Below are 12,761 nucleotides of genomic sequence, written 5' to 3' on the forward strand. Positions count from 1 at the left end.
CTATTGAGAATACAAATAAACTAATCAGACAATATATACCGAAAAAGGATTCGTTTGAACATTACACAGACAAGAGAATTATGTCGATACAAAAGAAATTGAACGAAAGACCGAGAGAAAAATTAAACTTTTCTACTCCAAAGTGTGAATTCTTCAAATACGTTTTATAATTTTGCACTTGCTGGTTGACTCTGCGAATAAAAGAGTACCCCCCCCCTCAGTTCATAAAAACCGACCATTGATTTGGGCATCCTGAGAATATTTCGTAACTTTGCACGTTGTTTTATGCAATCAAGCAATTCTGACAAAAATAATTTTTAAATATGAATATTTCTTATAGGTGGCTTAAACAATATGTGGATTTTTCACTCACACCGCAAGAGTTGGCAGAAGCATTGACTTCAACCGGCTTGGAGGTTGAGCGAGTTGAAGAAGTTGAAACGATTCGTGGCGGATTGAAAGGACTGTACGTAGGAAAAGTGCTTACGTGTGAGAAGCACCCCAATTCCGATCATCTGCACATTACGATGGTAGATCTTGGTAAGGAAAAACCACAGCAAATAGTTTGCGGAGCACCAAACGTTGCAGCCGGTCAGAAAGTTATTGTCGCTGATGTGGGTTGCACACTTTATGAAGGAGATAAAAGTTTCACCATAAAGAAAAGCCGGTTACGAGGGGTTGAAAGTTTCGGAATGATATGTGCTGAAGATGAAATAGGTGTTGGCACTAATCATGCCGGCATTATCGTTTTACCTGATGAAGCTAATATTGGAACTCCGGTAGCTGAGTACTATAACTTGGAAAGCGACTGGCTCATCGAAATAGATATTACTGCCAATAGAGCTGATGCGCTTAGTCATTATGGCGTTGCGCGCGATTTGTTCGCGTGGTTGAAACAGAATGGTTACAAGACATCTCTTCATAGACCCGATTGTAATGAGTTTAAGGTGGATAACCATAATCTTGAAATTGATGTAAAGATTGAAAACAATGAGGCTTGTAAGAGGTATGCTTGCTTGAGTGTTACAGACTGTAACGTAAAAGAAAGTCCACAATGGTTAAAGGATAAGTTGAATGTTATTGGTATTCGTCCTATTAATAATATTGTTGATATAACTAATTATGTCATGATGGCATACGGTCAGCCCATGCATTGCTTTGATGCTGATATGGTTACCGGAAATCAAATTATCGTAAAGGACAACAATGAGGGGAAACAATTTATCACTCTTGATGGTGAAGAGCATATCCTTGGCGCACATGACCTTGCCATCTGCAATGCAGAGGAACCAATGTGCATAGCGGGAGTGTTTGGAGGTAAAGGTAGTGGAACATACGACACTACTAAAAATGTTGTTCTTGAAAGTGCTTATTTTCATCCGACATGGATTCGCAAGAGTGCACGGCGACACGGTTTGTCTACTGATGCTAGTTTTCGTTTTGAAAGAGGTATCGACCCCGATGGCGTGATTTACGCGTTAAAACAGGCAGCCATTCTTTGTAAGGAATTGGCAGGAGGAAAAATAAGCATGGAGATACGCGATGAATATCCAACGAAAATACATGCATTCTCGGTACGTTTGGACTATGAGTATGCCGATCGACTGATAGGTAAGCAACTTGGTGCTGAAACTATCAAGAGCATCCTTGAAAGTTTGGAAATGAAAATAGAAAGCGAAGACGCTTTAGGACTTGATATCAAAGTGCCTCCCTACCGTGTGGATGTATGGCGAGCATGTGATGTCGTGGAAGATGTTTTACGTATTTACGGATATAATAATGTGGAAATTCCCTCAACGTTAAAGTCTTCGCTAACGATTGCCGAAGAGGCTGATAAGAATTATCATAAAGAAAATGCGATAAGTGAGCAGCTTGTCGGTTCCGGATTTAATGAAATATTGAATAATTCATTAACGGCAACGTCCTATTATGAAGCCAATGACTTGAAAGAATATCAATGGTCCAATACCGTTAAGGTGATGAATCCGTTATCCGGTGATTTGGGCGTGATGCGCCAAACACTTCTTTTCGGAGGCTTGGAAAGCATTCGGAGAAACGTAAACAGAAAATCAAATAATCTGCGATTCTTTGAATTTGGTAATGTCTATACCTACGATAAGGAAAAATGGAGTGCGGACAACCCTATAAAGGCTTATAATCAGAACTACCAGTTGGGGTTATGGATTACAGGAAAACATGTGGAAGGCTCATGGACGCATGCTAACGAGGATGCTTCTTTTTATGAACTAAAAGCATATGTAGAAAATATTTTTAGGAGATTGGGCGTAGCAAGGAATATGTTAGTTGTGAAAACATCTGCCAATAATATTTTTGCTAAAGGCTTGACTTTAGAAACACGTTCCGGAAAGAAACTTGTAGAGATGGGTGTCTTATGCAAGAAAGTTTTATGTAAGATAGAAATTGAACAACCGGTTTATTACGCGGAACTGAATTGGTCAGGATTGATGAAGACTATTCGTAAAAACAAGGTAGAATTTACCGAAATCTCCAAATATCCAAGTGTTAGTCGCGATTTGGCACTCTTGCTGGATAAGCATATAGAATTTGCTCAAATAGAAGAGATAGCTCGTCAGAGCGAGAAGAAACTTCTAAAAAAGGTTGAGCTTTTTGACGTTTATGAAGGTAAGAATTTACCGGAAGGGAAGAAGAGCTATGCTGTTAATTTTGTGCTTCAAGATGAGACTAAGACATTAAATGATAAGGCTATTGATGCTATCATGCAGAAATTAATTAAAAATCTAACAAATAAACTCGGAGCAGAGCTCCGTTAATACAACATTCCAATGGGAAGAGCATTTGAATATCGTAAAGCAACTAAGTTGAAAAGATGGGGTCACATGGCCCGCACATTTACAAAATTAGGTAAGGAAATACAAATTGCCGTAAAGGCAGGCGGTCCCGAACCTGAAATGAACCCACGCTTGCGCGCAATCATTGCTACTTGCAAACGTGAAAATATGCCGAAGGATAATATACAGCGCGCTATTAAGAACGCAATGGGAAAGGATACCAGCGATTACAAAGCAGTACCCTATGAAGGATATGGACCGCATGGTATTGCCATATTTGTAGATACGCTGACCGATAATACTACCAGAACGGTTGGAGATGTTCGTTCGGTCTTCAACAAGTTCAACGGCACCCTCGGCACCCAAGGGTCTTTAGCCTTCTTATTTGACCATAAAGCAGTCTTCAGCTTCAAAATGAAGGAGGAGCTTGATATGGATGAGCTTATACTTGACTTGATAGATTATGGCGTTGATGACGAATATGACATTGACGATGAAGAGGGCGAAATTACAATTTACGGTGAGCCAACGAGTTTTGGAGAAATTCAGAAGCATTTGGAAGACTCAGGGTTTGAAATCACGTCAGCAGAATTCACTCGCATTCCCAACGACTTGAAAGAGGTAACGACCGAAGAACGAGAAACCATCGATAAAATGGTTGAAAGACTTGAAGATTTTGATGACGTTCAGAACGTTTATACCAATATGAAGCCGGAAGAATGAAAAAATCCTAACTGATAAGATTTAAGTTCTTTGATAAATATGTGATAGTGGGTATGGTATCCTAAAACGTGCCATACCCCAATGGGTTCTGAATGATTTTGCAAGCCCCCATGCAAAGTTGCATCAAATCATGAGACTTTACGTAGTCGTCCCTTGAAAAGTAAATTATTGCTGTCCGCTAAAACCAAAAGAGCATAAATATTCCGCCCGAAGTCCTTTTAATTGGTACTTCGGGCTTGTTTTTCAAAAAGTAAGCCCCCTCTAATCAAACAGACTTGGTTCGGGAGGTGTTTCTTTCGCCTCCTGAACCATTTTTGCCCAATCTTTTTCAGGTTCTTCAAGAAAAGTATGGCAGTTTACGTAATACATAAGCATGATTCTTACCATTGCAGCCAATCCCGAGAAGCTCCATGAACGTTTGATACGCTTCTGTATGACCATCAGAAGGAGATTGGCTGTCAGGGTTACCCGGATTTGTGTCTTGATGGCGTTGGCACTCTCTCCATAGAAGTATCTTAAATGATGAAAGAGAAAAACTGACAGGAACGATACTACTTTTTTCAATATAAGTTATAGCCTTTTTCATACAATGATATTAGCTTCTTTTAAAAACGATAGTACTTTTTGGGCAAAACGAGACCTCTGCAAAACCTTCTCTTCCTCTCATAAATTCACTTATAACCACATTAAATCTAAAAATAAAGCCTATCTAGTCGTTCCTTGAAAAGTAAATAACCTATTGATTATCAATAAAATAACCTTTCTATTATTTGCATATATCTACAAGTTTTTGTATCTTTGCATGGTAAAATCTTGCAAATCAACAATGTATAAATCTCCATCCAACACCCATCAGGTATCAATGTTTTGGGACTTGGCATCCATGCTCAATCCCACCCATCCAATGTACAAACTTGCCAATCTGATAAATTGGGAAACCTTTGAGCGTTCCTTTGCCCCCTTGTACTGTAAGGACAACGGACGCAGGGCCAAGCCTATCCGCCTGATGGTCGGTCTTATAGTGCTGAAGCATATTCGCAACGTCTCGGACGAGAGCGTCGTGGAACAGTTCTCGGAGAACGCCTACTACCAGTATTTTTGCGGAATGGAATCCTTCACCATCGCCAAACCTTGCGTACCGACGGAACTCGTGGAGTTCCGCCATCGCATTGGCGAAGCGGGTATGGAGTTGATTCTCAAGGAGAGCATCCGGGTAAATCTGATGCTTGACGACAAGCGGAAAGAGAATGAAAACAGAAATGACGGCAAGGACGGTCGTGGACGCAAGTCCGACACCGAGCAGACAGCCTTTATCGACTCTACCGTGCAGGAGAAGAACGTCACGTTCCCCACGGATTCGAAACTCCTGAATAAAATCATCGGTTTCTGCCGCGACGTGGCTCATGCAGAGCATCTCAAAGTGCGCCAAAGCTATGCCAGGGAAATCAAGAGACTTAAGCTTGTGCAGTGTTTCCGTGGCAGGAAGAACAGTTCAGCCAAGGTAAGGAAGGCCGACCGTCGGATGCGTACCATCGCCGGAAGACTGTTGCGCGAACTGGTTCGGAATTTGCCCCCTGAGAACTCTTACCAAGAACGTATTGAGGTCTGCATGAAGTTCGTTAACGGCGAGAGAATGGACGGTCACAAGATCTACTCCCTTCATGAGCCGGACGTGTTGTGCATCAGCAAGGGGAAGGATCACAAGAAATACGAGTTCGGCAATAAAGTCTCCCTTGTCAGACTGTGGAATGGTCTCATTGTTGGTGCATTATCTTTCCGCAATGAATACGACGGTCACACGATAGACAAGGCAATGGAGCAGGTCGGCAGGGTCTATGGCAGGAAAATCAAAAGACTCGCGGGGGATAGAGGGTATCGCGGGCAGGAAACGTGCGGAGAGACGAACATCATGATACCCGGCGTTCCCAAGGCAAGCGACTCGCCACACACGAAAAAGAAAAAACAAAGGTTCTTCCGCAAGAGAGCAGGAATAGAGCCTGTTATAGGGCACTGCAAGGCAGATCATCGATTGGGGAGGAACTTCTACAAGGGTCTCTTGGGTGATGCCATCAACGTGATGCTCGCTGCGGCTGCATTCAACTTCAAAAGAGCCATGCGGTTTCTTTTGTGCCTTATTCGAAGCATGATAAAATGGAGTATTCAAGGAGTGGATTCCAACTTTAACGAAACAAAGGTGTTATCCAATACCTTTTGCTGGTTGTAAGTCGAGTTCTTGAGGAACGACTATCTAAGGAGCAAAAGGGCTTATATACCCCCTATTTAATATTATTGCTGTCCGCTAAAACTTTTTTTGAGCATAAAAAATTAGGACCGGATTCCTCGCATGGAATTCAGCCCTTTTAGTTACCTTTGTTTCTTGTTAATATAACGTGAGTTCGACGAATTATAAGTGTATATAAATTTGGTGATTAGCGAAATTTGTTGTAACTTTAAGGTGTTGATATACATAGAATTACAAACAAAAATCGCTATGATCACCGAAGACAAAGTTACTGAAATATTTTGTATGGCAGATGATTTCTGCAAGTTTTTTGATGCAATGACAGCAAAATATGTGCTAAGACCTACCGGAAAAAGAAAATATCATCGAAATTCCACAATGTCAAAGGCAGAAGTCATGCTGATAATGATTCTTTTTCACGACTCTGGTTATCGTTACTTTAAACATTTTACCAAATTGAAAAGTAACATGAAAGGAGTTTTGATGAGTGTTTCAGACAGACTTTTACTCAGAAAAAGAGCCATTATAGAAACGGTAAATGATGAACTTAAGAACATTGCACAAGTGGAACACTCCGGACATAGATGCTTTGACAATTTCATCGTCAATTTATTAGGTGCTATTGCTGCCTATTGTTTGTTTCCCAAGAAGCCGTGTATCAATGTACAAAGGACCATTGACACACAGCTTGCTCTGTTCTGAATTCGTCGAACTCACGTTAACTTATTGCGCTTTACTCTTCCAAATTTGCTTGTGCAGCTGCCAATCTTGCTATTGGAACACGGAAAGGCGAGCAACTGACATAGTTGAGCCCTACTTTATGACAGAATTTAACGGAGCTCGGTTCGCCACCATGTTCCCCACAGATACCACACTTGAGATCTTTGCGTGTGGCTCTGCCTTTGGCAACGGCTAATTCGATCAATTGTCCCACTCCATCTTGGTCGAGCACGCGGAAGGGATCTACATCAAGGATTTTTTTCTCAAGATAGCTCGGTAGGAAGCTCGCTATGTCATCACGACTATAACCAAAGGTCATCTGCGTGAGATCATTTGTTCCAAAGCTGAAGTACTCTGCTTTATTGGCAATCAAGTCGGCGGTGAGGGCTGCTCGCGGGACTTCTATCATAGTTCCCACCTTAAAAGGTATTTCAACGCCCTCGTCCTTGAAGAGCTTATGGGCAGTCTTGCGAATAATACGTTCCTGAACATCTAACTCATTAACGATGCCAACAAGAGGCACCATAATTTCAGGCATTGGATGATAGCCCTCTTTTTTCAACTGTATCGCCGCACCCAAGATGGCACGAGTTTGCATGGCGGTTATCTCCGGGAATGTGTTACCCAATCGGCAGCCGCGAAGACCCAACATTGGATTGGTTTCTGACAAAGCATTGACGCGAGCTTGAATGAATTGTACGCTAACACCCATCTCCTTCGCCATTGCTTCCTGACCTTCAAGGTCGCCGGGAATAAATTCATGCAAAGGTGGGTCAAGCAGACGAATGTTTACAGGTTTACCGTCCATACATTTCAATATGCCATAGAAGTCTTGTTTCTGATAAGGAAGAAGTTTTTCCAATGCTTTTTCCCTCCCTTTGAGAGTATCTGAAAGAATCATCTCTCGCATTGCCTTTATCTTCTCGTTCTCAAAGAACATATGTTCTGTGCGACAAAGACCGATACCCACAGCACCGAAAGTGCTTGCTACTTCAGCATCGTGAGGAGTATCAGCATTCGTTCGAACCACTAATTTTGTGTATTTGTCGCAGAGTTTCATGAGATTGGCAAAGTCGCCGGTTACCTCTGCGGGCTTGGTGGTTATTTCACCTAAATACACTTCTCCTGTGGATCCGTTGATAGAGATATAATCTCCCTCATGAAGCACCACGCCGTCTATCTCCAAGGTTCTCTTTTTGTAGTCCACCATGATAGCTCCCGCGCCACTGATGCAGCACTTCCCCATACCGCGCGCCACCACAGCGGCATGCGAGGTCATTCCTCCGCGAGCAGTAAGGATGCCTTCAGCAGCCGACATGCCTGCCAAGTCCTCGGGAGAGGTCTCAATGCGAACCATAATAACATCGTGCCCATCCTCATGCCACTTAGAGGCATCGTCTGCGAAGAAGACAATCTGACCGCAAGCCGCACCGGGCGAAGCAGGCAAACCACGAGTGAGCACTCGAGCCCGAGCAAGAGCTTCTTTGTCAAACACGGGGTGGAGCAGCTCATCCAATTTATTAGGCTCACAACGTAACAAGGCAGTTTTTTCATCAATCTCTCCCTCTGCGAGAAGATCCATGGCTATTTTCACCATCGCCGTTCCGGTGCGCTTACCGTTACGAGTCTGAAGAAACCATAGTTTACCTTCCTGTACGGTAAACTCCATATCCTGCATGTCATGATAGTGTTTCTCCAACTTATCCTGTATACTGTTCAGCTCGGCGTAAATTTCCGGCATCGACTCTTCCATGGAAGGGAACTTGCTCTTTCGCGTTTCCTCATCGATGCCCTGCTGCTTAGCCCAGCGTAGCGAACCGGATTTGGTGATTTGTTGCGGAGTGCGAATACCGGCAACCACATCCTCTCCTTGTGCGTTGATGAGGTATTCGCCGTTGAAGATATTCTCACCATTTGCGGCATCACGCGAGAAGCATACACCTGTGGCTGACGTGTTGCCCATGTTCCCGAAGACCATGGCCATAACGGAAACGGCAGTGCCCCATTCCTGTGGGATGCCTTCCATCTTACGATAAAGAATGGCGCGTTCATTCATCCATGAGTCAAACACGGCGCAGATAGCTCCCCAAAGTTGCTCCATTGGATCGGTGGGGAACTCCTTTCCGGTTTGTTCCCTGATGGCTTTTTTGAACAAGATGACCAGTTGTTTCAACTCATCCACCGTAAGATCGTTGTCCAACTTGATACCACGACGTGATTTCACATCTTGAATGATGGCTTCAAACGGATCAATGTCTTCCTTATTTATGGGTTTCATACCCAAAACTACATCGCCATACATCTGCACAAATCGGCGATAGCTGTCGTAAGCGAACCGCTCATTGCCGGTCTTGACAGCAAGTCCCTCTACAACAACATCATTCAAGCCAAGGTTCAGGATAGTATCCATCATACCGGGCATCGAAGCACGCGCGCCGGAACGAACACTGACCAACAAAGGATTGGATGGATCGCCAAACTTAGCATTCATCAACGTTTCAATATGTCGCACGCTATCGGTTACCTCGCGGGTAAGTAACTCCACAACCTTTTCTTTACCTTTCTCAAAAAACTCGTTACAAACATCGGTTGTAATGGTAAAACCGGGAGGTACGGGAACACCTATTAAATTCATCTCGGCTAAGTTGGCACCCTTGCCCCCAAGGAGATTTCTCATACCTGACCTACCTTCAGCCTTTCCATTGCCGAAGGTATAAACCCTCTTTTCACTCATAATTATCTTATTTATATATTGTATATGTTAAATCGAATTGCAAAGATAAACAAATATTGATAATATTACAAATTAATGATAAGGAAATAATTAAGTTGTATGACAATTTAACTAATTATATACGCACACGGAAATTAAATTGAATAACAAGTAAATATGCGGGGGAAAATCAGTAACTTTGCACAAAACATTATGACATCATGAGCAGAAAAAGAAAACCATTACCAATATATGAGAATGTAGAAATAGAGTCTATAGCGGCAGAGGGCAAATGTGTGGCACATATAAACGACATGGTGATATTTGTGCCCTTTGTCGTTCCGGGCGACAGAGTAGATTTACGAATCGTGAAGAAGCGACATAAATATTGTGAAGCTTTGGTAGAGCGATTTATTGAATACAGCGACAAGCGAGTAGTTCCCAAATGCGATCATTTTGGCGTGTGTGGCGGATGCAAATGGCAAAACCTTCCTTACGAGGAACAGTTAAAGGCAAAGCAACAACAAGTGCACGACCAGTTGACGAGAATAGGCAAAATAGATTTGCCTGAATTCTCGCCTATATTGGGCTCAACAAAGACGGAGGAGTACAGAAACAAGTTAGAGTTTGGATGCTCTGACAAGCGTTGGTACACGAAAGAGGAGTTAGCAGTGTTGCCGGAGGATGCCGGATTAAGGCAGGGGGCGATAGGATTTCATATTACCGGAGCATACGACAAGATTTATCCCATAGAGAAATGTTGGCTGATGGATGACTATTGCAATAAGATAAGGAACGCGATACGAGACTACGCTACAAAGTACAAGCTGACCTTATATGACATTCGTGCCCAACACGGATTGTTAAGAGACGTCATGATAAGAAACTCAAACACAGGGGAATGGATGGTATTGGTACAGTTCCATTACGATGAACAAGGGGATGAGCAAAAGGCTAAAGCACTCATGCAATTTATAGCCGATAATTTTCCAAAGATAACGTCGCTGCTCTATGTGGATAATCAAAAGGGAAACGACACATTTAACGATTTGGAAATCTTGGTGTATAAGGGAAATGACCACATCATCGAGCAGATGGACGAACTTAGGTTTAAGGTAGGACCCAAGAGCTTCTACCAGACCAACACGGAGCAGGCTTATCACCTCTATTCCGTAGCAGCCAAATACGCGCGACTAACCGGAAAAGAATTGGTTTATGACCTTTATACCGGTACAGGAACGATAGCGAACTTTGTCGCGAGGAAAGCGCGCAAGGTGATAGGAATAGAATATGTTCCGGAAGCCATTGAGGACGCAAGAGTAAATTCAAGGATGAACAACATTCAAAACACCGTGTTCTATGCCGGGGACATGAAAGAAATCCTGATTGATGACTTCGTGAAAGAACAGGGTCGCCCGGATGTAATTATTACCGATCCGCCAAGAGCGGGGATGCATACGGATGTAATCAACGTAATACTGAAAGCTCATCCGAAACGCATCGTATATGTCAGCTGTAACCCTGCCACACAAGCAAGAGACTTGGCATTATTGGATGAGGACTATCAAGTTACGGCGGTTCAACCGGTTGATATGTTCCCCCATACGCCCCACGTGGAGAATGTCGTATTGCTGGAAGAGCGAAAACAGATGGACGCATGAATGAGCTATGTGCATTTCACATTAAGTTTAAAACCCATTATTAATGAGAAACTTTTCAAGAAAACCGTGTCGTGGACTTTTAAGTTTCACTCATACTTCATCACTCTAAATGCCGAATGATCCTTTTTTAACTTGTTGCAAAAGATGTACCAACAGGGTAAGAGTTGGCTTCGTGTCTAAACTGTTCGACTACCGCCTCCAGACGTGATATAATCCTTGTTTCAGCCTCGTTCTCCCACATACGAAATTCTATATCTTCCTCATATTCCCGACAGAATTGAATCAATTGATCAAGATTGAATTCGCTGGCAACTATTCCCGCACCTTGCATCATTGCTTCGTGCGCATTACATTCCTGCTCGACATGAGCCGGTACCATCATCGCCGGTTTTCCCATATATATGGCTTCGCAAACCGACTCAAAACCTCCCGTTGTTGCGTAAGCCTTGCAATTTGCAAGATAATGAAGGAATTTTTTATCATCTATACGATGAAAAGTCAAAGTATCGTCATACCGGGTTGTCTCATCGGCATCTTTCTTGTCCCAAAAGAAATGAAGCTCTATGCCGGGATGTTTCTTGTGCCATTCTATTACCGAGTCGCTAAAGCCCGCGTTCAACATATATCCTAACACGTAATCGCCATGATGACGGGGAGTGTCAAGAGCTTCTCTGCGGAGAATGGGTGGTACAATGGCAATATCATGTGCGTCATCATCGATAATATTCCGAAACGACAATGCCAATTTCTTCTTTGCTCCAAGACAAGTTATTTTTGTAAAGGCAATCATGAGTTGGCGACTGATATTGTGTACAGTCGGAAATTTGTATTCGGGATGTAAGAACATATATTGATGACCGATACAGACTTCAGGGACTTGCGGGTGGTAAAGATAATATGTAATTCCTGTTAGAATTTCATAGAAATTAATTACCAAGTCGGCATCGGAATTGACAATGTGTTCTTTTATAAAATGAATACTTGCCATATAATGGGGCGACTTCACGATATTATATATTATGGAACGAGTTAGCCCAATGCGCTTGTTTGCTTTTGAAGGCAGAAAGTTCGGACTAAGAAAGCTGCTGAATGGTGCTTCCGCGCGGTTGATGAAAAATCGGGGTAGTTCGCGAACGTCACTTCTCCCGACAAGAATTTCTGTAACCGTGTGTCCGTTCTCTTTCAACATCTTTTCTAATGCCAAGGCTTGCGTCAAATGACCACGTCCCTCGCCTTGAACAACAAATAATACTTTCATCTTGAATCTTCTCTGATTATTTGTTGCAAAATTAGTATCCATTTATTTCAAATGAGTTTACAGGATAATAACAAAAAGCAATTATATTGTTACATTTTGGTTTCAATTAATGCCAACTCGTAAAGATATCCTTTCTGATGGGTTACAAGCAAAGGTGTATTAAGGAGAGGGGGGATGTAAAACTTTTTCATGTTTTATGCTCTTATCGTTTTCATTTTTAAGAATTATATATTTCTGTATCGTAAATATTAAGTTCACACATATTTGTGATAAGTTTCTAAGAATCAGAATATTAACAAAAAACATACTAAACAGTATTTTAAAAGCTAAGCTTTTGGAGTGTAATAGCTTACCTTTCACCTTCCAAAACCTTAGCAAATGCGAGTTGATATTTTTCTTTTTGCGGACATAAGTCTATGTTTTTAACCATTTCTCAGCACCATTTTGGTTAAAGAACATTAAAAACTGCTTTTCAGAAGGAGTATTTTCACCTTTTATTCTTCTATTTCATGATATCTAAATGTAAAGAATAATGCAAATTTAAGAGGCTGTTTGGTATTTATCTTTGACTCAAATGTATGAAGCGATCGAAAGGAAAAATTTTTGTAGATTATACTCATAAATATTCTATTCA

9 protein-coding genes (1 of these 9 running past the window's edge) are annotated in these 12,761 nt (G+C 42.1%); 6 read left to right on the plus strand and 3 right to left on the minus strand.

The genetic code is table 11. The features are described from left to right. The 3 genes from E0E16_RS03530 to E0E16_RS03545 form a co-directional block, all read left to right on the plus strand. Positions 1-24, plus strand: part of the annotated coding region (locus tag E0E16_RS03530) for an IS30 family transposase (RefSeq protein ID WP_130829732.1) (this coding region is incomplete at its 5' end). 666 nt of the annotated region lie to the left of the window's left edge; 24 of its 690 annotated nt are in view. Positions 25-323: 299 nt separating this feature from the next. Next, entirely contained in the window at positions 324-2,792 is a 2,469-nt protein-coding gene (gene pheT / locus E0E16_RS03540) for a phenylalanine--tRNA ligase subunit beta (protein ID WP_130828866.1), read from the plus strand. A 12-nt stretch (positions 2,793-2,804) separates the two neighbouring features. Continuing rightward, complete coding sequence (locus E0E16_RS03545) at positions 2,805-3,533, plus strand: YebC/PmpR family DNA-binding transcriptional regulator (RefSeq protein WP_130828868.1); 729 nt, start codon at positions 2,805-2,807, stop codon at positions 3,531-3,533. Between the two features lie 261 nt (positions 3,534-3,794). On the opposite strand, the gene E0E16_RS03550 is transcribed toward E0E16_RS03545, so the two are convergent. Next, a complete protein-coding gene (locus E0E16_RS03550; RefSeq protein ID WP_240048082.1) occupies positions 3,795-4,097 on the minus strand; it encodes a hypothetical protein in 303 nt (100 codons plus the stop codon). Positions 4,098-4,359: 262 nt separating this feature from the next. Between E0E16_RS03550 and E0E16_RS03555 the strand changes: the two genes are divergently transcribed. Further along, positions 4,360-5,757 (plus strand): IS5 family transposase, encoded by a 1,398-nt coding sequence (locus tag E0E16_RS03555; RefSeq protein WP_130828870.1) that lies wholly within the window; start codon positions 4,360-4,362, stop codon positions 5,755-5,757. Positions 5,758-6,093: 336 nt separating this feature from the next. Further along, positions 6,094-6,477, plus strand: coding sequence for a transposase (locus E0E16_RS14730; RefSeq protein ID WP_439650605.1), 384 nt, complete (start codon positions 6,094-6,096; stop codon positions 6,475-6,477). 31 nt (positions 6,478-6,508) lie between these two features. On the opposite strand, the gene ppdK is transcribed toward E0E16_RS14730, so the two are convergent. After that, positions 6,509-9,229, minus strand: a complete 2,721-nt coding sequence (ppdK, locus tag E0E16_RS03565; protein WP_130828872.1) for a pyruvate, phosphate dikinase — start codon at positions 9,227-9,229, stop codon at positions 6,509-6,511. A gap of 200 nt (positions 9,230-9,429) precedes the next feature. On the opposite strand from ppdK, the gene rlmD reads away from it, so the two are divergent. Then, on the plus strand, positions 9,430-10,869 hold the full coding sequence (gene rlmD, locus E0E16_RS03570) for a 23S rRNA (uracil(1939)-C(5))-methyltransferase RlmD (RefSeq protein ID WP_130828874.1): 1,440 nt from the start codon (positions 9,430-9,432) through the stop codon (positions 10,867-10,869). Positions 10,870-10,996: 127 nt separating this feature from the next. Here the strand turns inward: rlmD and E0E16_RS03575 are convergent, their stop codons facing one another. Then, on the minus strand, positions 10,997-12,127 hold the full coding sequence (locus tag E0E16_RS03575; RefSeq protein WP_130828876.1) for a glycosyltransferase family protein: 1,131 nt from the start codon (positions 12,125-12,127) through the stop codon (positions 10,997-10,999). Between the last annotated feature and the right edge of the window lie 634 nt (positions 12,128-12,761).

Origin of the sequence: Prevotella rectalis, from assembly GCF_900607215.1 — a bacterium.
Lineage (GTDB): Bacteria > Bacteroidota > Bacteroidia > Bacteroidales > Bacteroidaceae > Prevotella > Prevotella brunnea.